This is a genomic window from Haloprofundus salinisoli, from assembly GCF_020097815.1.
Lineage (GTDB): Archaea > Halobacteriota > Halobacteria > Halobacteriales > Haloferacaceae > Haloprofundus > Haloprofundus salinisoli.
This window is the reverse complement of the sequence record NZ_CP083663.1, coordinates 1,027,566-1,053,136: the sequence shown is the minus strand read 5'-3', so window position 1 is coordinate 1,053,136 and position 25,571 is coordinate 1,027,566. Positions and strand designations below refer to the sequence as shown.

26 protein-coding genes are annotated in these 25,571 nt (G+C 65.5%); 10 read left to right on the top strand and 16 right to left on the bottom strand.

All coding sequences use genetic code 11. The features are described from left to right. Nucleotides 1–100: 100 nt before the first annotated feature. The 3 genes from LAQ73_RS05570 to LAQ73_RS05560 all read right to left on the bottom strand — a co-directional run bounded on the left by LAQ73_RS05570 (nucleotide 101) and on the right by LAQ73_RS05560 (nucleotide 3,360). Nucleotides 101–1,096 (bottom strand): DUF7972 family membrane protein, encoded by a 996-nt coding sequence (locus tag LAQ73_RS05570; protein WP_224270247.1) that lies wholly within the window; start codon nucleotides 1,094–1,096, stop codon nucleotides 101–103. Between the two features lie 132 nt (nucleotides 1,097–1,228). Beyond that, entirely contained in the window at nucleotides 1,229–3,046 is a 1,818-nt protein-coding gene (locus tag LAQ73_RS05565; RefSeq protein ID WP_224270246.1) for a ribosome biogenesis/translation initiation ATPase RLI, read from the bottom strand. After that, nucleotides 3,046–3,360: an EMC6-like membrane protein gene (locus LAQ73_RS05560; RefSeq protein WP_224270245.1), complete on the bottom strand. Its 315-nt coding sequence runs from the start codon at nucleotides 3,358–3,360 to the stop codon at nucleotides 3,046–3,048. Before LAQ73_RS05560 ends, LAQ73_RS05565 begins: the two co-directional genes overlap by 1 nt. A gap of 221 nt (nucleotides 3,361–3,581) precedes the next feature. Between LAQ73_RS05560 and LAQ73_RS05555 the strand changes: the two genes are divergently transcribed. Continuing rightward, entirely contained in the window at nucleotides 3,582–3,863 is a 282-nt protein-coding gene (locus tag LAQ73_RS05555) for a MarR family transcriptional regulator (RefSeq protein ID WP_224270244.1), read from the top strand. Nucleotides 3,864–3,960: 97 nt separating this feature from the next. Here LAQ73_RS05555 and LAQ73_RS05550 read toward each other — a convergent pair whose 3' ends face one another. After that, nucleotides 3,961–5,838: a PINc/VapC family ATPase gene (locus LAQ73_RS05550; RefSeq protein WP_224270243.1), complete on the bottom strand. Its 1,878-nt coding sequence runs from the start codon at nucleotides 5,836–5,838 to the stop codon at nucleotides 3,961–3,963. Between the two features lie 188 nt (nucleotides 5,839–6,026). Here LAQ73_RS05550 and LAQ73_RS05545 point away from each other — a divergent pair, with 188 nt between their 5' ends. Together LAQ73_RS05545 and LAQ73_RS05540 are read left to right on the top strand one after the other, a co-directional pair. Continuing rightward, on the top strand, nucleotides 6,027–6,848 hold the full coding sequence (locus LAQ73_RS05545; RefSeq protein ID WP_224270242.1) for a manganese catalase family protein: 822 nt from the start codon (nucleotides 6,027–6,029) through the stop codon (nucleotides 6,846–6,848). A 72-nt stretch (nucleotides 6,849–6,920) separates the two neighbouring features. Continuing rightward, a complete protein-coding gene (locus LAQ73_RS05540; protein ID WP_224270241.1) occupies nucleotides 6,921–7,121 on the top strand; it encodes a hypothetical protein in 201 nt (66 codons plus the stop codon). 8 nt (nucleotides 7,122–7,129) lie between these two features. Here the strand turns inward: LAQ73_RS05540 and LAQ73_RS05535 are convergent, their stop codons facing one another. From LAQ73_RS05535 to LAQ73_RS05525, 3 genes are all read right to left on the bottom strand, one after another. Further along, nucleotides 7,130–7,687, bottom strand: coding sequence for a DUF2243 domain-containing protein (locus LAQ73_RS05535; RefSeq protein ID WP_224270240.1), 558 nt, complete (start codon nucleotides 7,685–7,687; stop codon nucleotides 7,130–7,132). Between the two features lies 1 nt (nucleotide 7,688). Further along, nucleotides 7,689–7,976, bottom strand: a complete 288-nt coding sequence (locus LAQ73_RS05530; protein WP_224270239.1) for a hypothetical protein — start codon at nucleotides 7,974–7,976, stop codon at nucleotides 7,689–7,691. A 124-nt stretch (nucleotides 7,977–8,100) separates the two neighbouring features. Next, complete coding sequence (locus LAQ73_RS05525) at nucleotides 8,101–8,370, bottom strand: hypothetical protein (RefSeq protein WP_224270238.1); 270 nt, start codon at nucleotides 8,368–8,370, stop codon at nucleotides 8,101–8,103. Between the two features lie 84 nt (nucleotides 8,371–8,454). Between LAQ73_RS05525 and LAQ73_RS05520 the strand changes: the two genes are divergently transcribed. Then, nucleotides 8,455–9,561 (top strand): M20 family metallopeptidase, encoded by a 1,107-nt coding sequence (locus LAQ73_RS05520; protein WP_224270237.1) that lies wholly within the window; start codon nucleotides 8,455–8,457, stop codon nucleotides 9,559–9,561. 27 nt (nucleotides 9,562–9,588) lie between these two features. Here LAQ73_RS05520 and LAQ73_RS05515 read toward each other — a convergent pair whose 3' ends face one another. Then, the gene (locus tag LAQ73_RS05515) at nucleotides 9,589–10,332 is read right to left on the bottom strand and encodes a DNA polymerase sliding clamp (RefSeq protein ID WP_224270236.1); all 744 of its coding nucleotides are present in this window, start codon (nucleotides 10,330–10,332) and stop codon (nucleotides 9,589–9,591) included. A 121-nt stretch (nucleotides 10,333–10,453) separates the two neighbouring features. Further along, a complete protein-coding gene (locus tag LAQ73_RS05510) occupies nucleotides 10,454–11,848 on the bottom strand; it encodes an FAD-binding oxidoreductase (RefSeq protein WP_224270235.1) in 1,395 nt (464 codons plus the stop codon). Nucleotides 11,849–12,079: 231 nt separating this feature from the next. Here LAQ73_RS05510 and LAQ73_RS05505 point away from each other — a divergent pair, with 231 nt between their 5' ends. Continuing rightward, nucleotides 12,080–13,606 (top strand): carboxypeptidase M32, encoded by a 1,527-nt coding sequence (locus LAQ73_RS05505; protein ID WP_224270234.1) that lies wholly within the window; start codon nucleotides 12,080–12,082, stop codon nucleotides 13,604–13,606. Between the two features lie 450 nt (nucleotides 13,607–14,056). Continuing rightward, nucleotides 14,057–15,562, top strand: coding sequence for a carboxypeptidase M32 (locus tag LAQ73_RS05500; protein WP_224270233.1), 1,506 nt, complete (start codon nucleotides 14,057–14,059; stop codon nucleotides 15,560–15,562). An 83-nt stretch (nucleotides 15,563–15,645) separates the two neighbouring features. Here the strand turns inward: LAQ73_RS05500 and LAQ73_RS05495 are convergent, their stop codons facing one another. After that, nucleotides 15,646–16,116, bottom strand: coding sequence for a hypothetical protein (locus LAQ73_RS05495; protein ID WP_224270232.1), 471 nt, complete (start codon nucleotides 16,114–16,116; stop codon nucleotides 15,646–15,648). Nucleotides 16,117–16,209: 93 nt separating this feature from the next. After that, nucleotides 16,210–16,818 (bottom strand): riboflavin synthase, encoded by a 609-nt coding sequence (locus LAQ73_RS05490; protein ID WP_224270231.1) that lies wholly within the window; start codon nucleotides 16,816–16,818, stop codon nucleotides 16,210–16,212. Between the two features lie 141 nt (nucleotides 16,819–16,959). On the opposite strand from LAQ73_RS05490, the gene LAQ73_RS05485 reads away from it, so the two are divergent. Beyond that, a complete protein-coding gene (locus LAQ73_RS05485) occupies nucleotides 16,960–17,220 on the top strand; it encodes a DUF7533 family protein (protein WP_224270230.1) in 261 nt (86 codons plus the stop codon). A 1-nt stretch (nucleotide 17,221) separates the two neighbouring features. On the opposite strand, the gene LAQ73_RS05480 is transcribed toward LAQ73_RS05485, so the two are convergent. The 4 genes from LAQ73_RS05480 to LAQ73_RS05465 all read right to left on the bottom strand — a co-directional run bounded on the left by LAQ73_RS05480 (nucleotide 17,222) and on the right by LAQ73_RS05465 (nucleotide 21,912). Continuing rightward, nucleotides 17,222–18,460, bottom strand: a complete 1,239-nt coding sequence (locus tag LAQ73_RS05480) for a M24 family metallopeptidase (protein ID WP_224270229.1) — start codon at nucleotides 18,458–18,460, stop codon at nucleotides 17,222–17,224. A 3-nt stretch (nucleotides 18,461–18,463) separates the two neighbouring features. Next, nucleotides 18,464–20,308: a UvrD-helicase domain-containing protein gene (locus tag LAQ73_RS05475; RefSeq protein ID WP_224270228.1), complete on the bottom strand. Its 1,845-nt coding sequence runs from the start codon at nucleotides 20,306–20,308 to the stop codon at nucleotides 18,464–18,466. A gap of 308 nt (nucleotides 20,309–20,616) precedes the next feature. Next, the gene (locus LAQ73_RS05470) at nucleotides 20,617–20,799 is read right to left on the bottom strand and encodes an HVO_0416 family zinc finger protein (protein WP_224270227.1); all 183 of its coding nucleotides are present in this window, start codon (nucleotides 20,797–20,799) and stop codon (nucleotides 20,617–20,619) included. A 96-nt stretch (nucleotides 20,800–20,895) separates the two neighbouring features. Then, nucleotides 20,896–21,912: a PrsW family intramembrane metalloprotease gene (locus tag LAQ73_RS05465; RefSeq protein ID WP_224270226.1), complete on the bottom strand. Its 1,017-nt coding sequence runs from the start codon at nucleotides 21,910–21,912 to the stop codon at nucleotides 20,896–20,898. 119 nt (nucleotides 21,913–22,031) lie between these two features. Here LAQ73_RS05465 and LAQ73_RS05460 point away from each other — a divergent pair, with 119 nt between their 5' ends. Next, the gene (locus tag LAQ73_RS05460) at nucleotides 22,032–22,406 is read left to right on the top strand and encodes a DUF7532 family protein (RefSeq protein WP_224270225.1); all 375 of its coding nucleotides are present in this window, start codon (nucleotides 22,032–22,034) and stop codon (nucleotides 22,404–22,406) included. Then, nucleotides 22,403–23,797 carry a ribonuclease FAU-1 family protein gene (locus LAQ73_RS05455; protein WP_224270224.1) on the top strand — a complete coding sequence of 465 codons (1,395 nt, stop codon included), beginning with the start codon at nucleotides 22,403–22,405 and terminating at the stop codon, nucleotides 23,795–23,797. The genes LAQ73_RS05460 and LAQ73_RS05455 overlap by 4 nt, the downstream gene beginning before the upstream one ends. Nucleotides 23,798–23,986: 189 nt before the next feature. Here the strand turns inward: LAQ73_RS05455 and LAQ73_RS05450 are convergent, their stop codons facing one another. Further along, nucleotides 23,987–24,313 carry a NifU family protein gene (locus LAQ73_RS05450; RefSeq protein ID WP_058580611.1) on the bottom strand — a complete coding sequence of 109 codons (327 nt, stop codon included), beginning with the start codon at nucleotides 24,311–24,313 and terminating at the stop codon, nucleotides 23,987–23,989. Nucleotides 24,314–24,461: 148 nt separating this feature from the next. Here LAQ73_RS05450 and LAQ73_RS05445 point away from each other — a divergent pair, with 148 nt between their 5' ends. Continuing rightward, nucleotides 24,462–25,541, top strand: a complete 1,080-nt coding sequence (locus LAQ73_RS05445) for a CNNM domain-containing protein (protein ID WP_224270223.1) — start codon at nucleotides 24,462–24,464, stop codon at nucleotides 25,539–25,541. Nucleotides 25,542–25,571 lie beyond the last annotated feature (30 nt).

Sequence of the window (25,571 nt, the reverse complement as noted above, 5' to 3'; positions counted from 1 at the left end):
GGCGAATATATTTGTCACTCGTTCGCACGTTCGGACGAGTCACGGGTCGACAACGTCTCCCGCTATCGAGACCCAACAGAGCGTCTACTGCGTGCTCCGACTACGTGTTCTCCAATCGCTCCTCCGGGGGGACGAACGACCCGACGGAGACGGTGTACAGCGTGAGGGTGGCGACGCGGAGCAGGTACGCCATCAGAAGCGCCACCGGTGCGAAGACGACGGCGGCGACGACGCTCGACACCCACCGCAGCGTCGACGCGGTAAGCGTCGGTGACATCGACGACGGGCTCTTGTACACCTGCGTGAAGCAGTAGACGACCAAGAGCGCCCCCAGTCCGAGGTAGATGAGCCGCCGCGAGAGCCGCGCGAGGTCCTGTTGGATGGCGAGTGTCTTGAAGAACTGTCTGACAGTGGCGACACCCTTCAGCAGTTCGAGCAGGTCGTCGAACTGTTCGAATGCCTCCTCGGAGAGCCTGTCGTGATGCTGTCGCTTCAGCCTCCGCGTCGTATCCAAGTGGTCAGCGTACTCGCTTCCCAGACAGAGGAGCAGCACGTCGACGGTACTGTTGTTCGACCGCGCGTGCGTGAGGTGCTCACCGTAGTCGACGAGCTTCGACGCGTACCCCTCGGTCTCCGCGGCCAGTTCGGGGTCCTCCTCGTCGAGTCGTTCCTGAAGCCTCCCCGCCTCCCGTTGGAGCGCATCGCCGACGAACGCCAGGAACGGTCCCGGCTCGTTCGGGCTGCTCGGCACGCCGATGACGTCTTCGACGTTCCGCCGGAAGTCGAGGTTCCCCTCCAGCTGCTCGGAGAGTTCCGACGGCGATCCGAAGACGCGTGAGAGGATGAGCTGGTTGATGGAGAGGACGACCGTCACGAGCGTCAACAGCCCCGAGAACGTCCCGCTACCCATCAGGGTCGCGAGGTAACTACCACTCGCGACGTGGAGGACGCCCGCCTCGGTGAGTAGGCGGACAATGACGAACACGCCGAGGACGACGGCGAGCGTGATGATTCGTCGGCTTCCCGTCAGATACAGCCACTGTTGGACGGCGTTCAGCGAATCGCCCTCTTCGCTCGTCCGCTCTCCGTCACTCATCGACCGCTCATCTCGGGTTCGAAGTCCGTCGACCACCCCGATAAACTGTCTGGCGAAGAACTATGTCACTCGAATCCTGCAGTCGTCGACGACGCCGAGGGCCACCTCGTCGGACGGCGACGTCTAACCGCGTTACGGCGCGTAGTAGTACTCGCCCTGCTTCTTCTGCTCGCGGTCCAACTGGCTGCCGGGTTTGTTGATGCGCGGCCGTCCCGTCCGCTCGTCGCGGCGGAACGTGATTTCGAGGTCCGAGAGGAAGTCGTTCATCCCGGCGCGCATCTCCTGCGGCATCGAGGCGTGACCGTGCTGGGCGGGTTCGCCCTCGAACACCATCAGACGGTCCGCCAGCAGGTCGATCATGTAGATGTCGTGGTCGATGACCAGCACCGTCGCGTCGTGGTTCTCGGCGTAGCGGCGGATGGCCGTCGTCGCCTGCACGCGCTGTTCGACGTCGAGGTGCGCCGACGGTTCGTCGAGCACGTAGAGGTCGGCGTCCTTCGACAGACAGGCCGCGATGGCGACGCGCTGGCGCTCGCCGCCGGAGAGGTCGGTGAGGTTCTGCTCCATGATACGGTTGAGTTGGAGCGGTTGCGCGACCTCGGTGTTCCAGTACGACGAGCCGAACTCGTCGGTGATCGAGGAGAGGAACACGTCGACGCGCATCGGCTGGTCGATTTCGATGTACTGCGGCTTGTAGGCGATGTCCAACCGGAAGTCGAGTTCGCCTTTGTCGGGTTCGAGCTGGCCGGCGAACATCTTCGCCAGCGTCGACTTCCCGATTCCGTTGGGACCGACGACGCCCAACACCTCGCCGTGGCGGATGGTCCCGCTGTCGACGTCGAGCGAGAACTCGCCCTCGCCGTAGGATTTCGTCAGGTCGGGGTACTCGACGAGCGGCGTGCTTTTGGCCGTCTCGCGCGGGGCGTGTTCCTCGAACGTGATGGCGCTCGGCCGGATGCGCATGTTCTCGTTCGACAGGTAGCCCTTGAGATACTCGTTGATGCCGTTTCGCACCGATTTCGGTGCGGTGACGACACCGAAGGCGCTCGGCTCACCGTAGGCGATGTGGAGCGTGTCGGTGAGCAGGTCGAGAATCGCCAGGTCGTGTTCGACGACGAGCATCGAGCGGTCGGCGTCGTCCTCGGCGAGTTCCTGGATGAGACGGGCGGCTTTCACGCGCTGGCCGATGTCGAGGTACGGCGTGATCTCGTCGAGGAAGTAGAAGTCGGCGTCGCGGGCGAGCGTCGCCGCCAGCGCGACGCGCTGGAGCTCGCCGCCGGAGATGGAGTCGATGGACTGGTCCATCACCGGCGCGATGGAGAGCTCGTCGACGAGGTAGTCGAGTTGGCCGCGCTCGTCGGTGTGTTCGAGCAGGTCGCGGGTCTTGCCGTCGAACTGCTTGGGAATCTGGTCGACGTACTGCGGCTTGCGAGCGACGGTGATGTCGCCGTCCATCAGGCGCTCGATGTAGTTCTGCAGCTCGGTGCCGCGGTAGCGGTCGAGCACCGTCCCCCAGTCGGGCTCCGCGCCGTAGTCGCCGAGGTTCGGCGTGATCTCCTCGGCGAGAATCCGCACGGCCGTCGACTTCCCGATGCCGTTGGGGCCGAGGATACCCGTCACCTTTCCCGGTTCCGGCACCGGGAGGCCGTACAGCGCGAACGCGTTCTCGCCGTAACGGTGGGTCGGGTCCTCGGTGAGCTCCTGCGGCAGGTTGATGATCTCGATCGCGTCGAACGGACATTTCTCGACGCAGATACCGCAGGTCTCGCCGAGGCAGATCTCCTCGGAGATACGAATCTGGTCGGGGTCGCCCTCTTCCGTGTCCTCGCCGCGAGTGGTGATGCACTCTTTGCCCGTGCGGTTCGGCGGGCAGTAGTTCGCACACTCGTAGTTGCAGCGGTCGGGTTGGCAGCGGTCGAGGTCGACCACGGCGATACTGTCGTCGGCCATTAGAACGTCACACCCGTGCTCAGAAAGACGGTGTAGCTGATGAACCAGAGCGCGAACGTCATGAACACGACGTAGAGGTAATCTTTCGCACCGAACCCGTCCATGTCGACGCCGAGGAGGCGCAACAGGGGGAACTGCACGAGGACGAACGCCCCGAACATGAGCAACGAGAGTGAGTTCGCGGCGTCGTCGATGGTCGTCCCCACCACGACTGCGGAGGCGACGGCCGCCCCGATACCCGCGAGACACGCGAGCGTCGTGACGGTCACCCCCCGCATGTGACTGGAGAGACCGGTCGCTGTTTCGGTCGCCATACTTGAAGGTGTGATATGCGGCGTCAAAAGCCGTTCGCTCTGGGTGGCGCTCTCGGTCCGCCCCCGCCGACGCGGAACGCGCCCCCGAGGGAACCTACCGGAGGTCGCTTACGGACGTCAACCTGTGATCCTGCTGTTACCACCGCTGCGCCTCGTTGCACCGAGTTGACGCGTACCATTCCATGAACCTTTATACCCGTGCACCGTTTCGATTCGTAACGATGGCTGGAACAGAACAGGAGAGTCTCGACGACCTCCCCCCAAGCGCGAAATTGGTTTTCAAAGTGCTCGAATACAACGGCCCTCTGACGCAGAAAGGCATCGTCCAGGAGTCGATGCTCTCGGCGCGGACCGTCCGCTACGCGCTCGAACGACTCGAAGGCATCGGCGTCGTCGACGAGGACGTCTACTTCGCCGACGCGCGCCAGAATCTCTACCAACTCACCGAGAAACCGAAAGCGGCTGTCGACTGTGGGTCGGAAGCCTGCGCCGCGGAACAGTAATCGGCGATCCGGGCTGAACGCCGATTTTTTCTGCTACTCTTCTTCGACTCAGCGACTGCCGACCGCGAACGCCGTGAGCGAGGCGTTGGAGTGCCCGCTACGCGGGTACCACGGTAATCCGCTGTTTCCGGTCGATGGCGTCCTCCAGCTCGTCGGCGATGGCGCTCCCCCGAGACACCTGAATGTCGCCGCCGCGGCCGACCGTCGCGGTGAACAGGTACTCGCCGCCCGCGCGGACTTCGACCGTCTCGCCGACGTGGCCGTCCATCCGGACGACGATGTGTCGGGAGGTGATTTCGGGGGTCACGATTTCCCCGTCGGGCTCGCCGACGCGGCCGCCCCCACCGCCGCTAGCGTTTCCCGCTGACCCTGCCGACCCCATCTTCGGGTTCTCGTCGTGGGTTCGGACGTCGATGTCGATACCGAGGCGTTCCTCGATGTCGGTGATTCGGCCGCCGCCCTTCCCGATGACGTAGGAGATGTCGTTCTCCTCGACGTACACCACCGCACGGTCCTGACCCTTCAGTTCGACGTCGACGTGACCGCGAGCGATGGAGCGAATCTCGCGCTCTATCTCCTGTTTGGCGATGCGGCTGACCCCCGACTCGCTCTTGCCGCGGCCACTGTCTTCGCCGAGCGGCACGGTGACGACCTGCCGGTTGAACGTGTAGATCTCGTACTCCGGTCGACCGGTTTCGAAGTTCCGCACCTGGATGACCGGGCGCGCGAGGTCCTCGGCGGTGAGGCCCTCGGGGACTTTCACTTCGGTCGTCACGTCGTACACCGTATGGACTTCACCGGCTTCGATGTAGACGACGGTGTCGACGATCTGCGGAATCATGCCGAGTTCGACCCGGCCGATGAGGCGCTGGAGCGCGTCGATGGCGCGCGTCGCGTGGACGACGCCCACCATGCCGACGCCCGCCAGTCGCATGTCCGAGAACACCGCGAAGTCATTCGTCTTCCGGACCTCGTCGTAGATGGTGTAGTCGGGGCGGACGAGCAGTAGCGAGTCGGCGGTCTTCTCCATCTGCCCGCCGAGGGCCGTATACTGCGTGATTTCGGGTCCGACCTGCAGGTCGCGCGGTTTCTCCATCGTCTTGACCGCGTAGTCGTTCTCGTTGAGGAACTCCGCGACGGCCTGCGCGAACGTCGACTTCCCCGCACCGGGGGACCCGGAGATAAGCACGCCGCGCTGGCGTTCGAGCAGGCGGTCTTTGAGTTCGTCGACGAACTCGTAATCTTCGAGGCTCGTCTTGGCGATGGGGCGGACCGCCGTAATCTCGATGCCGTCCGAGAACGGCGGCCGGGCGACGGCGATGCGGTAGTTGCGGAACTGGACGATCTTCATCCCCGGCTCTGACAGTTCGATGAACCCCTGGTTGCTGGAGCGTGCGCTCTGTTCGATGTCGTCGGCCCACTCCTTCATCTGCATCTCGTCGGAGACTTCGTCGGAGATGATCTCGTAGTGCATCTCGCTGAGCGCGCCGCGTTTCGCCTTCGGCTTCGTCCCCGCCTTCAGGTGGACGCTCATCGTCTCCTCGTCGAAGAACTCCTCGATGGCGAGGCTCTCGCCGCCGCGAATGCGCGGTTCGACGTACTCGACTTCCAGCCCCTTCGCGCGACCGACCTCGGCCTGCACCACGTCGCTCGTCAACAGCGTCGCGTCGTGGTCGTCCGCGAGGTCGCGGATGAGCGCGTCGATGTCGCCCTCGTGGGCGGCGTCCTGCTCGCCCGACGAGGGGCGACGACCGACGAACTCCACGTCGAGCGCGTCCTCGTCGGCGTACTCCGCGAGTCGCTGGAGCTCCTCGAGCCCCTCCCAGCCGCTGTCGTAACCGGCGTTGGCCTGCGACTCCAGTTCGCCGACCACTGCCTCCGGGACGAGGACGGTGACGCCGTCGTACGCCCCACTCTCTACTCGTTCGGACACGCGGCCGTCGATGACCGCGCTCGTGTCCGGGACGATGTTCATACCCTTACTGCGTCCGGGAGCGTGATAAGAGTGTTTAAGCGGTAGATGTGAACCAGCCCCTCGCGAGTCGAACTCGACCCGCTCAGCAGTCGCCTCTGCGGACGTTCTCGATCCGGTGAAAGTTGACGCAGTCGTTCGATTCGGTGAACAAGCCTCACCTTGTTGTTACTGCTCGTGGCCCACACCGTGTGTTCTATCACGAACCCGAACTCCAGTACGAAGTCGAAGTCGAGGAGCCGGACCCCTACTTCGCAAAGATGCTCCAGCAGGCTATCGGCGGCGCAGAGGGTGAGATGCGCGTCGCGCTGCAGTACATGTTCCAGGCGTTCGCCGTCCCCGCAGACAAACAGGAGTACCGGACGCTGTTGATGGAGACGGCCGCCGAAGAGTTGGGTCACATCGAGATGCTCGCCACCGCCGTCGCGAAGAACCTCGAAGGCGCGTCTGAGCATATGCGCGAGGAGGCCCGCGAGAACGACGCCGTCATCGACGCGATGATGAGCGGCGGCCAGCCCCGGCAGGCGCTCTCGGCGGGGCTACACGCGATGCCGGTCGACAGCAACGGCGTCCCGTTCAACGGCGGCTACGTCGTCGCCTCCGGCAACCTCGCCGCCGACATGTACGCCAACGTGATGGCCGAGTCGACGGGTCGCCTGCTGGCGACGCGACTGTACGAGATGACCGACGACCCGGGGATGAAGGACATGCTCGCGTACCTCATCGCCCGCGACACGATGCACCAGAACCAGTGGCACGCGGCGCTCGAAACGATGGAGGACCACGTCCCCGTCCCGGCGAGCTTCCCGCAGGAGAAGGAGAACCAGGACGTCAACTACGACTTCATGTCCACGTTCCGCGAGCAGCGCGAGGACCCCGACCAGCGGTGGACGAAGGGGCAGTCGCCCGACGGGAAGGGCGAGTTCTCCTTCCGCCCGGAGCAACCCGGTGGCGGCATGCCCGACTTAGAGGAAGTCATCGACGAGATGTACAACAGTCCGAGCGGCGAGTAGACGCAGACCGTTCGCCTACGGCGGACTCATTTTTCAGTAGTTTGATACGGACTCGCCTTGCGAGCGACAGTCATGAGTCCCCTCGAAGCAAACGGTTACAGGTTCGGCATCGTCATCATCGCGTTCGGCATCTCCCGACAGTTGTTCTCGATGGGAGCATATCGCGGAGATTTGACTGTGACGTTCGGTGCGGCTATTGCCGCCCTGGCGATTCTCAACAGCACGATAGGAGCAGTGACGTCGACCGACAACGACGAGACGGAGATGGACTGACCCGAAATTCACAGTCTTTCCGGCGGCGTTCCGTCCTCTCTGCGCTCGGCACGGATGACGAGCAAGCCCGCAACCAGCAGCACGCCGCTCCCGACGAGCCACAGCAGGTCGAACACGTCCGGCTGAAGCCCCTGCGTCACGTGGTGCATCTCCAGAAGGTAGTGGTCGACGGTGCCGTCGTAGATGTTGAAAAGCGCCATCCCGACGACGACCGCGCCGGCGTACGTCCCGGCGGACCACGGCACGTCGGGTCTGTCGACCGTCTTCCACAGCATCCAGAAGCCGACGGCCATGATGGCGACCATCAGAAGCGAGAACAGGCCGTCGGCGACGAGATTCAACCGCAGCGCCTCCGGCGTCGTCGGCGGCACCCATCCGGAGATGAGGTGGTGCGTCTGCAACACGAGATGGAAGACGAGCACGTCGACGAGGCCGCCGAGACCGACACCGAGAACGGCTCCCGCGCGGAGCAGCGGACGGTCCGTCGTCTCCTCGACGTCGGCCCGGGCCGGGTGCTCGGTTCTGTTCCGTCGGTCGACGCGGCCGGACTCCTGCGATTCGGCCACGTCAGCCTTCGTCTGCGTCGTCGGGGTTTTCGTGCTCTGACTCCACCCACTCTTCGTCCGACGCTTCGTCGTCGTCCTCTCCCTGTGCCTCCTCGTCGTCCGAACTCTCTTCGTCGTCGCTCTGGTCGCCCATCCGCATCTCGGTCTGCTCGACGGCGTCGACGTTCTCCTCGTCGCCGCCGTACTGGTTCTGGTCGTTCTCGTCGTACTGGGTGTCTTCCTCGCCGCCGTACTCGCCTTGCGTCTCCTCCTCGTCGTCTCGGCGCTCGTTGCTGTTGTCGTCGCTCATGCCGTGGAAACAGACGGAGAGCAGTCAGTTAGTGGCAGTGCTGGTTCTTACAACGTCCCGGGAAAATCGGTCCCCGGCGGCCCCGGCGGTCGAGCGCCTCGCTCGACGCGTTCGACTCGCACGCTCAGCCCTCGTCGCCGTCGTTCTCCTCGTCGTCCTCACCGACGGGCTCGCCCGGCTCGACCGCCGTTCCGTTTCCGGTCGACTCGCCGGGTTCGACCGCCGCGGCGTCTCGGGTCTCCGCGTCGGAGTCCATCATCGTCTGCTCGACGGGCGAGTCGCTGCGCTCCTCGCTGGGTGGGTGGTCGATCTCGCCGGTCGCCTCCTCGGTCTCCCGACTCTCCCTCTCGCGCTCGGTCGATTCGTCGTCGCGTCGGTTGGTCTCGTCACCCATACACGCAAGTTCCGTCTCCAGGCTGTTAGCCGCTTTGCCGTTACACACAACCCCTTATTACGTCGTCACCCGCTACCGCACGACATGAACGATGCTGACGGTGCGACGGACGTGACGACGCTGACGCGCGAACTCGTTTCGATACCCAGCCACGAGGACGAGACAGCCGCGGGCGACGCCATCGAGGAATGGCTCCGCGAGCACACCGACGGCGACGTGACTCGCGACGGCGCGGGCAACGTCATCGCCCGAAAGGGACCAAGTAGCGGAAACGGCGGCGACGCGCCGTCACTAGCGCTCATCGGCCACCACGACGTGGTGCCGCCCGCGCCCTCGCAACACGAAGGGGAGGAGTACGTCGTCGAACTGCGCGACGGCCGCCTCTACGGCCGCGGGTCGGCCGACATGAAGGGCGCTGTCGCGGCGTCGATGCTCGCGTTCCGCGACGCCGACCCGGCTTGCGAACTCGTCTTCGCCAGCTTCGTCGGTGAGGAGATCGGCGGGACGGGCGCGCGAGCGGCCATCGACGAGGGCTTCGCACCCGACTACGCCATCGTCGCCGAAGGGTCGACGAACTACTCGAAACCGGGCGTCACCGACGTGGTGGTCGCGCACAAGGGTCGCCGCGGCAGCACCATCGTCGCCCGCGGGTCGGCGGTGCACGCCAGCGAACCCCAATCGGGCGTGAACGCCATCTACCGCGCGTCGGACGCCATCGACGTCGTGCGTGAACTGGAGTTCCCCGAGGTCGACGTGTTCGGCGAGAACCTCCACGGGACCGTCGCCGTCACCGGAATCGACGGCGGGACGGCGTGGAACGTCATCCCCGACGAGTGCGAGATAACCGTCGACGAACGGACCGTGCCGGGCGTCCGCGCCGAACTGGAGCGCGTCGAGGAGATCGAGGGCGTCGAGTGGACCGTCGACCAGGATCTCCCGCCGATGGGCTGCGACGACGAGGCGTTCGCCGATACCGTGTTGCAGGCGGCCAAAGACGCGCAGGACGGCGATCCCGAGTTAGTGACGAAACCGCACGCGACTGACGCCGGGTGGTTGGCGCAGGCCGGAACGACGTGCGTCGTCTGCGGCGCGTCGGAACCCGGCGAGGCGCACACGAAGTCCGAGAGCGTCGGCGTGGACGTGCTGGAGCGGTGTTATCGCATCTACCGGAACGCGGCGGAGTCGGTGTAGGGGTAACGTGACGAACCCCCGGAACGCTCACCGACTCTGTATCCGCGGCGCGAGGAAGTACAGCATCGCACCGTTCCCCTCGGCGAACTCGTAGCTGAGGCGCATCGGGAACTCCTCGCCGAGTTCGAGCGTCACCGCCGCGTCGCCGGGGACGACGCGGTTCATGTCGGCGAGATAGTCGAGCGAGAACAGCGAGTGAGCCGGACCGGGTCGGAGGCCGACGAGGTCCTCGGAAGTCAGTTCGTAGTGGACGGTGTCGACGTCGCCCTCGGCGTCAATGTACAGCTGTTCCTTGGACTCGTCGACGCCGACGGCGACGTGGTTCGAGACCATCTCCGCGGCCCGTATCGCTCGCCCGAACTGTCGACCCTCAACGACGGCACTGGCGGGTAACTCCATCGAGTCGAGGTCCGGTTCCTGTCGAACAGCGTTGGGGTCGACGAGCGCGAGCGTGTACTCCAGTCCGCCGATTCGAATCAGGAGCTGTCGCGTCTCCGCGTCGAGTTCGAGGTGGACGAGTTGGTCCGCGTCGGCCATCCCGACTACGCCGTCGAGACGTTCGACGTCGACGCCGACGACGCCACTGTCGGCCTCGTAGGACTCGAACGCGCTCGCTTCGAGGTGGAGTTCGACCACGCCGACCGTCGCGGGGTCCATCGCCGAGATGCGGAGGCCGTCCTCGTCGAGTCGAATCTTGCACTCGTCGACGAGCACGCCGATCGGGTCGAGCGTCTTCGAGAGCGTGTCGGCGCTCACGACTGCTTCGAACATACACCATCGTCTCAGACGAGCGTCATCAATTCGAGCCAGACGGAGTGAAAGTGAACGTGGTCTGACGGGTGCGACGAGGTCTGCGGTTACGCAACTGCACCTGCCCGCGTCGCGTACGCTTCTAGTCCGCCGGCTTCACGTTCTGCGTCGACCGGAAGACGTTCTCCGGGTCGTACTCGGTTTTCACTTCGACGAGGCGGTCGTAGTTCCCGCCGTAGGCGTTGCGTTCGCGGCCCTCGCGGTCGCCCTCGAAGTTCACGTACGTTCCGCCGGTCGCCCCCTCGGCGAGTGCGCCGTGACACGCTCGCACCCACGCGACGCACTCGTCGTCCCGCGACGGGTCCTCCCACCGAGCGGCGACGTTCACGACGAACTCGGCGTCTCGGTGCGGGTAGGCGGTCGCGTCCGACGCGACGTCGTTGACCGCCCCGCCGACCTGATGGACGAGGATCTCCGACTGCGGCGTCGGGAAGCGCTCGGCGTACTCGAGCATGACGTCTATCGTGTGCTCGGTGAGCCCCGTGAAGTTGGCCGCCTTCCAGTAGTTTCGAGCGCCCGCCGCGTAGAGGTCGTCGAAACTGCACTGGGCCTCCGCGTAGGGCATCGGTGCGACGGCGTCTACGATCGGGTCGCCGTACTCGCGGAGCGGTTCGAGCGCCGCTTCGCCCGCTTTGAGGTCGCCGGCGTAAAAGACCAGCAGTATCACCACCGTGGTTCCGTGTACGTCCACGGGAAGGAACGGGAGCGGCGGCGCCGTCACGCTGTTCAGCCACACGCTGCACTCGCGCGGCGCATCTAGGGCGAATCTCTCGTAGTGCGCGAGCACGTCGGGTGCGTCCTCGTAAAGATAGACCATCGGTCCGAAGAGAACCTCGGGGCCGACCTCGTGGAGGTCGAACTCGAAGGAGGTGACGACACCGAAGTTACCGCTCCCGCCGCGGACCGCCCAGAAGAGCTCGGGGTTCTCCTCCTCGCTGGCGCGCACCGACTCGCCGTCGGCGGTGACGAGGTCGACCGACCGGAGGTTGTCGACGCTCAGGCCGTACTTGCGGCTGAGCCAGCCCATCCCGCCGCCGAGCGTGACTCCGGCGACCCCGGTCGTCGAGATGACGCCGCCGGGCGTGGCGAGGCCGAGCGCCTGCGTCTCGTGGTCAAGGTCGGCCATCGTCGCGCCTGGTCCGACGCGGGCGGTCCGCGACGCCGGGTCAACTCGAATCGACGACATCGAAGAGAGGTCGATGACGAGTCCGTCGTCACAGACCGCGCTCCCCGCCACGCTGTGTCCGCCGCCCTTGACGGCGAGATCGAGGTCGCGGTCGCGGGCGAACCCGACCGCCGTGATTACGTCGGCCGCTCCGCTGGGCCGGACGACGACGGCCGGCTTTCGGTCGATCATCGCGTTCCAGACCGACCGGGCCTCGTCGTACCCCTCGTCTCCGGGTCGGAGTACCTCGCCGTGGACCCCCCGCTGTAGTGTTTCGTAGTCCGGTTCGTCTCTCGGTGGTTTCGTCGCCATCGTCTCACTCCCCCAGCGGAGAGGCGACTGCGAGGGCTATATGGTCATCTGCTGCCGATTTGGCGGCCACTGCAAGTGACGCAGACGCTGCTTGAACGTCATGGGCCGCCTCTCCCGCCACCGCCGACGACGCGGGAACACTCGCTACTGTTGCACCTGCTCGCCGAGCGAAAGCCGGCCCCGACGACCGGAAACATCCGTTTAATTAGTATCGATTCGAAAGGGTTGACGATGGCAACCGAAGCCTCCACCGACTCTGCGCCGGACGCGTACGGCGAACTCGTCCAGAAAGTCAAGCGAATCTCGAACGTCCAGAACGCGGCGGGCGTGCTCGGCTGGGACCAGCAGGTGATGATGCCCGACGAGGGGACGCCCGCGCGCTCCCAGCAGCTCTCGACGCTGTCGGCGATCAGCCACGAACTGCTCGTCGAAGACGGCATCGGCGAACTGCTCGAAGAACTGGAGGGCGAGGAGCTCTCCGACGAGCAGGCGGCGGTCGTCCGCGAGGTCCGCCGCGAGTTCGAGCGCGCCGCTCGCGTCCCGACCGAACTCGTCCAAGAGATCTCGGAAACCTCCTCGGAGGCGCTACCCGCCTGGAAGGAAGCGAAAGCCGAAGACGACTTCTCGAAGTTCGCGCCGCTTCTGGAGCGACACGTCGAACTCAAGCGCGAGTACGCCGAGCATATCGACCCCGACAAGGACCCCTACGAGGTGCTCTTTGCAGAGTTCGAGCCGTACCTCCCGCTCGAACAGGCCGAGGAGATTCTCGACGAGGTTCGCGAGACGCTCGTCCCGATAATCGAGGAGATTCGCGAGTCCGAAACCGACCTCGCGACCGACGCCTTCGCGGGCACGTTCGACGAGGACGAGCAGATGGAACTCTCGCGGGCGACTCTCGACACGCTGGGCTACCCGTGGGAGCGCGGCCGCATCGACATCGCGCCGCACCCGTTCTCGACCGGAACGACGTTCGACGCCCGCGTGACGACGCGCTTCGACGAGTCCGACCCGCTCGGGGCAGTCTTTTCGACCATCCACGAGTTCGGCCACGCGACGTACACCCACGGCCTGCCGGACGAGCAGTACGGCACGCCGCTCGGCCAGCCGCGGGACCTCTCGGTCCACGAGTCGCAGTCGCGGCTGTGGGAGAACCACGTCGGGCGCTCGAAGGCGTTCTGGGAGCGGTTCCTCCCGACGTTCAAGGACCACTTCCCGCAGTCCGAGGACGTCACCGTCGAGGAGGCCTACGAGGCGGCGAACCAGGTGTTCGAGAACAACCTGATCCGCGTCGAGGCGGACGAGCTCACCTACCACATGCACATCATCGTCCGCTTCGAGATCGAACGACTGCTCATCTCCGGCGAGATCGAGGTCGACGAGGTACCCGAGGTGTGGAACGACAAGTACGAGGAGTATCTCGGCGTTCGGCCCGACACCGACTCGGAGGGCTGCCTGCAGGACATCCACTGGAGCCACGGCAACTTCGGCTACTTCCCGACGTACTCGCTCGGCAGCGTGATGGCCGCACAGCTCTTTGCAACAGCTGAGGAGACCATCGACGACCTCGAAGGCCAGATTCGAGACGGCGAGTTCGACGACCTCCACGAGTGGCTCACCGAGAACGTCCACAGCCACGGCCAGCGCTACGAGACGAACGACCTCGTCGTGGAGGCGACGGGCGAGAACTTCGTCGCCGACTACTTCCTCGACTACGTCACCAAGAAGTACGGCGAACTGTACGACCTCGATTCGGCGTAGGTCGTCTAAGTCGGCTGTTTTCTTTCATCGGATTCGGTTTTTCGTTAGTGAACTTGATTCGGTTTACCGACTACCGCACGGTAGCTGGGCGCACCGAGATGCCTCATCCTCCCCAACCGACTCCTTCGCTCGCACTACAGCGCTCGCTCAGTCGTCCCTCGCACGTTTTTCGCGCCGATGAACCGGCGCTCCGGCGCGCGCCAGAGGGCGGCTCTGTCCGCCTGACAAATGTGCGAGGGAGTCGGGCACGTTTATGCGCTCGACGAGGCTGGGGAGGGCTGAGGCAGGCGGTGGCGGTGCGGTCATCTCATTGTGACTCGGCAGCAGGCGTCTGTCTCTCGACTAGCCGAACGTGACGAAACGCCCCGCTACAGTCCTCATCCATCTATTCGGAAAAACGCGAACTGCCGGTGCCCGGACGTTCATACGCTCCCCGGACAACCACGAGCCATGTCATCGACTCACGAGACGACGACCGAGGCGTACGACGACCTTCTCGCCCAGTACAAGCGCATCTCGAACGTCGACCACGCCTCCGGCTACCTCATGTGGGACCAGCACGTGATGATGCCCAAGGGCGGTGCACCCGCCCGCGCCGAACAGCAGTCCGCGCTCTCGGCGGTTCACCACGACCTCCTGACGAGCGACGACCTCGTAGAGGCGCTCGACGCCGTAGACGAATCGGACCTCTCCGACGACCAAACGGCCGTGGTCCGCGAGATTCGACGCCAGCACGAACGCGCCGCGTACGTCCCGAGCGACCTCGTCGAGGAGCTCACGAAAGCCCAGGCCGAGGCGCACGAGGCGTGGCAGGACGCCAAAGAGAACGACGACTTCGACGCGTTCGCGCCGCATCTCCAGCGCCTTTTGGACCTCCACCGCGAGCGCGCCGAACACATCGACCCCGACCGCGACCCCTTCGAGGTGATGTTCGAGGACCGCGAGCCGCATCTCCCGCTGTCGAAAGTCGAGGAAGTGTTCGACGACCTCCGCGAGACGCTGATTCCGCTCATCGAAAACGTCCGGGAGAACGGCGACGACCTCCCGACACCGTTCACGAGCGCGTACCCCGACGACGCCCAGCAGGCGCTCTCTGAGGCGGCGCTCGACGCCTTCGGCTACCCCGAGGAACGCGGCCGCCTCGACACCTCCGCGCACCCGTTCACCTTCGGCACGCAGTTCGACGCCCGCGTGACGACGCGCTACCACGACGACGACCCGCTGGACGCGCTGATGGCGACTATCCACGAGTTCGGCCACGCCTCCTATCAACTCGGTCTGCCGGACGAAAAGTACGCGACGCCGCTCGGCGAGTCGGTCAGCAGCGGGATTCACGAGTCCCAATCCCGGTACTGGGAGAACCACGTCGGCCGGACGCGGGCGTTCTGGGACTTTTTCCTCCCCGAGGTCAAATCGCACCTGCCCGACGCCGACGACGTGACCGCCGAGAGCGCCTACGCCGCCGCCAACCGCATCAAACCGGACAACCGCATCCGAGTGGAGGCCGACGAGGCGACCTACCACCTGCACATCATCCTCCGGTTCGAAATCGAGCGCCAGCTCGTCGCTGGAGAAATCGACGTCGAAGACGTGCCCCAAGTCTGGGGCGACACGTTCGAGGAGTATCTCGGCATCCGCCCCGACAACGACGCCGAAGGCTGTCTGCAGGATATCCACTGGTCGAGCTGGTTCGCATCGTTCCAGAACTACACCATCGGTAGTGTGTTCGCCGCGCAGTTGGACGCGACCATCCGCGAGGAGTTCGACGACGTCGACGGGATGATTCGAGAGGGCGACTTCGCGCCGCTTTGGGACTGGCTCACCGAGAACGTCCACGGACACGGCAAGCGGTATCCGACGGACGAACTGATTGTGGAGGCGACGGGCGAGCCGTTGACGGCGGAGTACTTCTCGGAGTACGTGACCGAGAAGTTCGAGGATCTGTACGGGTTGTAGGCAGCCGTCGAGATACCTGATACGAGGAGCTGTTTCGCTGAAAATCTTCCCGTGACTACTGAGGGTTTGCTGAGAACCGAAATTCAACTCCGGCCGACGAGTACGACCGTATCTCGTCCCGAGAGGCCGTGTTCGCGGCTCTCGTCGCGGTCCCAACGGAGCTCTCCTTCGGATTCGTCACCTTCGAAGCCGGTCTCGGCGGTCGGGAACTGGAGGACGAGGTCGCCGCGGCCATCGCCGTCGACATCTTGAGTGCGATGTGAAACAGGTTCTGTACCCCCGCCATCGGCGACGACGTCCGGCGCGCCGAAGCGATAGCGTACCTCCGCTTCCGTCGGGTCGAACGCGTCCGTCTGGAGGACAGCGACAATCACCCGTCCCTGGTTTCGAGGATTGATGGCGTTCCTCTCGCTTCCGGGCCTGATATCGACGGCGAGTTCCCGCGGGAAGTGGGCGGCGGCGGAGCCGGTGAGCGTCGCGAGCCCAGTGGACGCGACGGCGACTCCAGCCGTCGTTCGCAGTACGGTTCGGCGCGTAAGTTCGGAGTCCGACATGCGAGATAAACTGTGCGTCGTGGGGTTACGGTTTCTGGCCTGATACTCGAACGCGAGCCCACGCAACGCTCCTTCTCGCATGCTTTTCTGGAGTTACTCCAGCTGATACCCCTCCAGCATGTTCTCCACGTACTTCGCCACCACGTCCACCTCGACGTGAACCGAATCTCCGACGGACTTCTCCGAGAGCGTCGTCAAATCGTACGTCGTCGGAATAATCGCCACCGCCACCGTCTCGGACGTCCGCTCCGCCACGGTCAGACTAATTCCATCCAACGTAATCGACCCCTTCGAGACGACGTACCGCCCCAAGCCCTCGGGCATCGAGAACTCGAAGCGCCAGTCGTCGCCCACCTGCTCTATCGCGGTCACCTCGGTCGTCGCGTCGACGTGGCCCTGCACCACGTGGCCGTCGAACCGCCCGTCCGCGGCGAGCGCGCGTTCGAGGTTCACGGCGTCGCCCTCCACGACCTCGCCCAGATACGTCTTGTCGACCGTCTCCGCGGCGAGAAACACCGAGAACCACGCGTCGTCGCCCGCGTTCTCGAACTCCTCGACGGTGAGACAGACGCCGCTGACGCTGATGGACTGGCCGTGGTGCAAGTCGTCGAACCCCGGCGCGCTGATGCGGAGACGACGCCCGCCCCCGGCGTCTTCGACTGCCGTTACTTCGCCGGTCCGCTCGACGATTCCGGTAAACATGCTCCCGAGTTGGCGGCAACGGTGTGAAAGCGTTGTGTTCGACCCCGGTACGCCGCCTCGCGCCCTCGCTGCGGGCCCGTCGCGCTCACCGCGCTCACCGCACTCGTCGCATTTTTCTCTCTTCGCCGGATACTCGCGCCAATGGCGCTCGGAATACTGGACACCATCGGACTGGCGGTGACGCTCGTCTTCGCCATCCCCGTGGCGATTTACGGCCTAGAACAGCTGGCGAACGGCGAGGCGCTGTTCGGCGTCGGGCTCCTCGCCGTCGCCGCGGCGATGGTGCTCGTCCCGCGCTACGTCACGACGCCCGACGACATCCCCGGGAAAGCCGCCGAGAGAGTCGTCGGCTCTGCGGTCAAGACGCCCGAGAAGAACGAACCAGACGAAAAGCAGGAGTAGATTAGCGGGTCTGCGGGACGATACCCGTCGGATACTCGGCGAGCACCTCGTAGCCGTCCTCGGTCACGACGACCAAATCCTCGATGCGGACGCCGCCCTGCGACGAGTCGTAGACGCCCGGTTCTACCGTGACGACCATCCCCGCCTCCAGCGGTTCGTCCGCCCGCAACGACGGTGCTTCGTGGAGGCTCACGCCCACGCCGTGGCCGGTGCCGTGGGTGAAGCCGGGTTCCGCGCCGACCGAGAAGCCGTAGGCGGCGACCTCGGCGGCCGCTTCCTCGTGGACCGTACTCGCGGCGACACCCGCCCCCGCGTCGAGTTCGCCGAACGCGGCCCGTTGTGCGGCTTCGACGGCAACGTACGCGCGGCGCTCCCACCCGCCGTCGCCGTCGACGACGAACGTCCGCGTCAGGTCGCCGTAGTAGCCGTGCGGGCCGCGCGGCGAGATGTCCAAGAGCACCGTCTCCCCCGGCGCGATGTCGTCGGTCCCGGTGAAGTGCAGGTCCGCGCACGACGGTCCCGCGCCGATGACCGTGTTGCCCGCGTCGCCGACGCCGGAGGCGGCGAGCGTCGCGTTCACCTGTCGGCGCAGGCGCTCCGTCGACAGCGGCGCGCCGTCCCAGAGGAGTTCGTCGCCCTCGGGCGTCGCCTCCGCGAGAATCGTCTCCGCCCGCGCCATCCCGCGGGCCGTCGCCCGCTGGACGCGGCGGAGGCAGTCGAGTTCAGCCTCGGTTTTCACCGCCCGCGCGTCGGCGACGGCGCTCGTCGACTGCAGTTCGTAGCCCGCGCGTTCGAGATAGAGCGCGGCGTCGTGGGGAATTCCCTGCGGAACGAGTAGGGTTCCGTCGCCACCGAGCGGGTCGTCGAGGACGCCGCGGGCGCGTTCGCCCGCCGGGTCGCCGACGCTCTCCATCCGCACGACGTCGCCGGGGAACTCGCGCTCTGCTTGTTCTTCGAAGAGTGCGGGTGCACAGAGGGTCGCGGTGTCGCCTCCCGCGTCGCCGACGAAGACGAACGCGTAGTCGCGGTCCGGTCCCGAAAAGCGCGTGAGATACCGCATATCGTCGTCGAAACGGTCGCCGACGTGGACGAACGCGTCCGCGTCGGCTTCCGCGAGCGCCCGCTTCAGAAACCCGTAGTCGGTACTGGGTTGCTCCGGCCACGACGGGGTGGCCGTGCCGTCGGCCTCCGAACCCGCGTCGGCCTCCGAACCGACGCCCGTCTCCGAATCGCCTGCCATCGCCTACGGTTCCGGTGTCGGCGGCTCCTGGGCCTTCTCCAGCATCTCCTCGGCCGGTTCGTCGCGGATCTCGTTGTGCAGGAGCACGCTGATGGGAAGCGTCGGCGCGCCGTCGACGAGGTTCTCGAGGAGGACGAGGCGTTCGCGCGCGCGGCTCATCCCGACGTAGAACACGCGGCGCTCGTTGTTCGTCAGCACCGGGACGGGGCTCGTCGTCTTCGTGAACTCCTCGACGCCCTCGACCTCGATACCCTGCTGGTCGACGGTCGCCGCCATCTGTTCGACCACCTTCTCGGTGAGGTCGGTGGCGACGAACACGTGGTCGGCTTCGCGACCCTTCGCGGAGTGGATGGTGCCGATGCGGACGCGGTTGGGGTCCATCCCCTCGTACTTCCCGCCGAAGTACGCGTCGATGGACTTGCGCTGGAAGCTCGTCACTTTCCGAACCATGTCGCTGGCGGACGTGGAGTCGGGGAGGAACGGTACGAGGTTCTTGATTTCGGCGAGCGGGATCTCGATCTCGGCGAGGTCGTCGACGTCAGCCTCCTCCTCGTAGTCGTCGATGAGGTCGTAGAGGTCGTCACGGTCGTTCGAGCCGAACGCCGACTCCTGCAGCATGCCGGCGAAGCGCCGCGCCTGCAGGCCGGTGATGGGCTCTTCGTTCTCGATGCGCTCGACGCCGCGGACGTACTGGGTGAGGCGGTCGGTCCACATCCGCTGGTCGGTGAGCACGCTGAACGGGATGCCCTCCTTGATGAAGTCGTCGATGAACTGGAACATCTGGTAGCGCGCCCGGAACAACAGCATGATGTCGCCGTCGTCCTGCTGGACAGTGTAGCGAACGTTGCGGACGAGGTTGAGCATCGAGGGATTCTCGACGGCCTCGACGACGCCGCCCTCCTTTCTCGGTTTGAGGTCCTTCTCCTGGCGCTTCTCGATGTGTCGAATCTCCTTGTTGACGACGTTGAGGATGCGCGAGGGAAGTCGGTAGGAGTTCGGGAGCACCTCGTCCTCGTCGCGTTCGGCGTCCAACAGGAGGTTGGGGTCCGCGCCCTGCCACGCGTAGACGACCTGGTCGTCGTCGCCGGCGATGAGCACGCGTTTCATGTGCGGCTTCCACTCCTCGTACACCTCGTACTGCAGCGTCGTGATGTCCTGGAACTCGTCGATAACGAGGTAGTCGACGCTCGGCAACAGCGAGCGCTGTTTCACCCGCTGGAGCATGTCGGCGAAGCCGACGAGGCCGTTCTGTCCCTTGTAGTTGCGCCAGCCGCGAATCGCCTCGGGGATGTCGACGCGGTCGTCCGAGGAGGGCCACGTCGGCGTGTACTTGTTCCCCTCCTGGGCGTTGGGGTCGATTTCGGGGGGCAGTCGAACCTTCTCGACGTTCCACTGGAACGGCACGTCGTACCAGTCGGCGACGTCGCGCTGGGTCCGCTGGAGCCACTGACTCGTGGCGATGACCTTGTTGCCGATGGTCGTCGAGCGGGCGGTTCGGCGGCCCTTACCGCCGTACTCGTCCTCGTACTCCAGGCCGAACTCCTCGCAGAACTCCTTTTTGTCCTTCTCGCCGACGACGTCGCCGCGCGAGAGGTTGAGCAGTTCGTACGCTTTCGCGTGCATCGTACAGACGTTGCCTTGGAGCGCGCGGGGAGAGATGTCGAGGCGCTCGGCGAGGCGTTCTCTGACTTCTTGGGCCGCTGCACGTGTGTAGGAGACGACGAGGATGTCGCGGAACTCGACGTCATCTTCTTCGAGTAACTCTTCGACGCGATTGAGAAGGGCGGTGGTCTTCCCGCTGCCCGGGCCACCGAACAGCCGGGTGACGGTGGGAGCTGTCTCAGCCATTATCCCGGTTCACGCCCTGCGGTGTGATAAACCACGTGGCTTCTTTCGGCGGCGTGAACGCGGTCATCGACCGGTCTTCGACCCTCCCGTCGAGTCCGCACCGACTACGCTCACGAAACGGGCCGAACCGTCGGCGACACAGCGGGCGAGTCGTCGGGCACGCAACCGGTCGACCGCCTCTAGTGTCGACTCGGGGCCAGACGTGTCGACGCACGCTCAGACCCGTCGCTGACGCCCGGATGCGTCGCTGACGCTCGGTGTTCGAGAGCCGGCCGCAGAAAAATGGTGAGGACCGATGGAGACCGAACTCAGGCGGCGGGGTCCCACCCGCAGACCGTACACGTCACGGCGTCGTCCGTATCGTCGTGGAGCGCCCCGCAGTCCGGACACTGTTTCTTGTTATAGGATCGATCCCAGCGTTGCGGTTCCGTCTCGTGACCACGGTCAGTTAAGAACTGGTCGAACATGTCGTCGCTGGGTTCAGATGCCATACAGGTCGTGCTATGGCATGACAGTACATATCCTTTGTGGGCAGGGAGGAGCGTTACAACCGCCGAAGCGGCGCTAAAACGCGCATTTCCGCCCGACTACGTCGACTTCTCGACGACGCTCTCGTCGCGGACAGTCTCGTCGTCGTGGACCGCCCAGTAGGTGTTGCGGTAGCGCTTGATCTTCCGGTAGAGCAGGTACCCGAAGAAGCCGTCGTAGAGGATAACGTAGCAGAGGTACGCGGCCAGTTGCGGCACGCTGAACGGAACGACGGTCTGCATGAGCAACCAGATGAGCCCCGACCCGAGGCCGACGGTGGTGTTGTACGTGCCGTGGATGAACGCGGCGATGAGCAACCCTTTGACGACGATGGGGCCGCTGTTCTCGCGGTTGAACTTGGCGAGGCCGAGATAGTAGCCCGCGAACGCCGAGTAGATGACGTGGCCGGGGCCGGCGAGCGCCCGGACGGCCGTTATCTCCCCACCGACGCCGATGAGTTCGAGTCCGAACTCCAACTGCGTGGGTTCGACGCCCTGCGTGATGTACAGTGCGTTTTCGATGGTCGCAAAGCCGAGACCGGCCATCGCCCCGTACACCGCGCCGTCGATGACGGCGTCGAAGCGCTCGCTCCGATACGCGTACAGACGAACCGCCAGCAGTTTGACCGTCTCCTCGACGGGGCCGACGACGAGATAGTAGAAGAAGACCATCCCGATGACCGGAACCAGCTGGAAGTACTCCGAGAACGCGCTGTTGATGAGCGCCGCGAAGTTCGCCGTCAGCACCCCGAGCAGAAAGGTAGCGACCAGCAGCGACAGCGGTTCGTTGCTCGTCACGTCCGAGTAGTAGACGTAGCCGGCCAGTGCGAGCGCCGGAACCACCGACAGAACCGTCAGTATCCCCACTTCCGGTGTCGAGACGACGGTGAGGCCGCCGATGGCGACGAGCAACAGCAACGCGACGAGGATGATGACGAACCGTAACGTCGCCGTGATTAGTTTCCAGAGAAACACCGACAGCCCGTCGAGGGAGCTGCGCTCCTCCCACGTCGAAACGTCGTAGAGATCGACCGACCCCGCCGACGCCCGTTCGATAGGATCCCGTTCGTTCGGCATGATGGTACGTCTCCCGGAGACGCCTAATCTCTTGGGCCCGCTTGCACCGCCCGCGAGGCTCCGCGTCCGCACCGCCGTCAACGAGGTACGCTGAAATCCCCTCCCGCCCAACGTCGGGTATGCACTTCGACTCGCGAACGCAGGCGGCGCTCCGGGAGGTCGGCGTCGACACCGAGCAGATTCGGGAGGCGTCGGACCTCGTCGCCGAGGCTGTCGCCGAAGACGCCGACGCGCTGGCGGCGTTCTTCGCCGACGGCGGAACGTTCTACTCCGACATGGAGATGGCACACAGCAGCGACGAGATACAGCAACACGTCGTCGACCACGTCGACCTCTACACCCACGGCGCGAGCATGCGCGGCTACCTCCAGTTCGACTCGTGGGGCGTTCCCGTCGAAGGCGGTCGAATCCTCTCCGACGACGTCGTCGAACTGACGCTCGGCCCGACGGTCCACGACCGAGTGCGGTTCGCCCGCGACCCCGACGCCCTATGAAGGTCCGCGTCCGCGGCATCTACACGACGGCGCTGACGCGACTGTTCCTCGACGCGGGCGACGACGTTGTGCAGGCGTCAGGTCCCATCAAGCGACGGTTCGACGCCGAGTTCGACGCCGAGACCCACGACGTCGCCGTCGAGACGACCGACGACCGCCAGGGCGTCGGCGTCACCGGCGACGAGACGGCCGTCGACCGCGCCCGCGAGCGACTCCGAGCGGTCGGCATCGACGCCTTCGCGTGGACCGACCCGGCACCCGAAGGGGCGGTGTTCGACGGACGGGTGAGAGAGACGCTCGGCGGGGGTGCCGTCGTGGACCTCGGCGCGACGGACGGCTACCTCCCCTACCGTAACGCCGACGACCGCGTGGAAGCGGGCGACGCGCTCCGCGTACAGGTGACCTCGTCGACGCCGCCGTGGGACGACGACCGACCGCAGTTGGACACCGAACTCCGCGCCCACGACGGCCTCGTGACGCTCGTTCCCGGCCGGGAGGAGACGACGGTGGCGACCCACGACGACGCGGCCGGGCGCGAACTCGCGGGGATGACCGACCTGCTGGACCCCGACGTTCCCGAGGGGTGGGGCATCCGCTGGCGACACAGCGCCACGGAGGCGGATATGACCGCGCTCCGGGAGGCGCTCGACGGCGCGAGCGACCGCGCCCGGGCGATGGACGCGGCGCTCGACGAGTCCGTCGGCGACCCCGGCGTCGTCGTCCCCGCCGCCGGTGCGTGGGTCTGGTTCGGCCGCGAGTCGCGGTTCGCGCTCGACGACCTGCGTCGAAAGGTGTCGACGACGATGCCCGGCCACCACCGGACGAAGGCCGCGGCGAACGCCGCGAGCGCCGGCGTCGATCTGGCGGAGGCGCTCTGCGAGTTCGAGGACGGTGAGTTCCCGTTCGGCGTCGTCGCCGACCAGTTCGGCCCCGTCGAGGGCGACTCCGTTCGAATCGGCCACGGTAAACCGGACGGACGGCTCATCACGCTCGGTTCGGGCGAAGTCGTCGAACGCGACGACGAGGGGACGGTCGCCGTCGAGCGGACGATGTCCGGCGGCGGACGCTACGACGCGCTCGGCACGAAGCGCGAGAGCGGCGACACGGCGCTCACGAAGTTCCGCGAGGGCCGCTGGTGGTACCCGACGGTCTACCGGGGTGCCGACTGCGAGCGGAAGGGGACGTACGTCAACATCTGCACGCCGGTCGAGTGCTTCCCCGACGAGATTCGCTACGTCGACCTACACGTCGACGTGGTGAAACACCCGGACGGGCGGGTCGAACGCGTCGACGACGACGAACTCGACGCGGCCGTCGAGGCCGGACACGTCTCCGAGCAACTGGCGGAGAAGACGCGACAGGTCGCATCGTCGTTAGAGCGGGCGCTCTGAGAGCTGGCGAACAGACGGAGCATCGAGGGATTCCGTGATGCGAAGCGGTGCTCCGCACTCCCGTCATGGCCGACTTCGTGTGACGGTCAGTACACGCGAACGGATGGTTTCGTTATCGGTGAAAAAGGCGAGGGTGGGGTCGATGTTGCGGCGGACGGGCGCTGACGGTACCGACGGGCTGTGGCTGATTCAGAAGTGTTCGGCCGACTCGTTGGAGAACTGCAGCTCCCCCCCGCGGCCGCCTTCGACCGTGCTGCTGCCCTGATCGCCGGTGCTCGGAACCTTCACCGTCACGTCTCGGACATCCTCGAAGTCGCGGATGAGGTCGGCTTTGATGTTGGTCGCGGTGACGTTGCTGATGCCGCAGCCGGAACAGGTGCCGCCGAGCTCGACGACGACTTCACCCGTCTCCGGGTTCGCTTCGCGCACGACGCTCGTCCCGCCGTGCATCTGGATGATGGGCATCTGGCCGACCATCCAGTTCTCGATTTGCTCCTTGAGGCTGTCGTCGCTCATTGGCGACTCTTGGAACCGCAGCTATGCGTATGTTGTGGTTCGCCGTGGGCCGTCGGGCCCGAGTCGGCCGCAGACGGACGCAGGGCCGGTAGGAGGGTAATCGTCGCCCCCGGCTATTTTGTTCTTGTACCGCGAACAGTACGGCTACATGGAAGCTCCCGTCATCGCGGTTCGGTTACTTGTCGGAGTCCTACTCATTCTGGCGAACGGCTTCTTCGTCGCTATCGAGTTCGCGCTCACGCGGGTCCGACAGTTCCCCGAGTCCGAGTTCCAGGGCTCGAAGGCGCTCGAACGGGCGTGGGACATGACCGACCGCCTCGAAATTTATCTCACGAGCTGCCAGGTCGGCATCACCGCGACCAGCATCGCCGTCGGTATCGTCGCCGAACCGGCGCTGGCGGCCATCTTCGAGCCGTTCATCGAAGGAACGTTCCTCGCCTCGATCAGCGCGGGCGCGATTCTCGCGTTCCTCGTCATCAACCTGGTCCACCTCACCCACGGCGAACAGACGCCGACCTACCTCGGCGTCGAGCGGAGCAAGTGGGTCTGTACGTACGGCGCGACGCCGCTGTACTACTTCGCAATGTCCATCTACCCCATCATCAAACTCGGTGACGGCGTCGCCAAGTGGACGCTCCGCCTGTTCGGCGTCGAACTCACCCGGTCGTGGACCGAAGCCGAAGAGGACAGCGTGGAGAACCGCGCCGACCTCCGCCGGCAGATGGCGTCGATTCTCGAAGCCGGCGACCTCTCGGAGGAACGCCGCGAAGAGGTGATGAACGCGCTCGAAGTCGGCGAGGAACCGATCTCCGAGGTGATGGTCGACGTCGACGACGTGGCCGTGCTCTCGACGGCGTTCTCCGTGGAAGAGAACCTCGCCGTCGTCGAGGCGAATCCGCACACGCGATTCCCGCTCACCGGTGAGTCGCTCTCCGATTTCCGCGGGATCGTCTACGCGCCCACGGTCATCAACGCCTACGACGGGCTCTCGTCCGGCGAGGTGACGTTCGAGGACATCGCGGCTCCGCCGCTGACGCTCGACGCGGAGACGACGGTCAGCGAGGCCATAGACCGGTTCCAGGAGGAAGAGCAGGAGTTAGCGTTCGTGCGGAGAGACGGCGAAGTCGTCGGGTTGCTCACCGCGACCGACGCCCTCGAAGAGGTGATGGGCGAGATGCGCGACCCGACCGACCAGAAGGCTGACACCGACGTCGAGGCGAGTTCCTAATCACGCGCCGTCGTCCGCTACCGTCGTCTC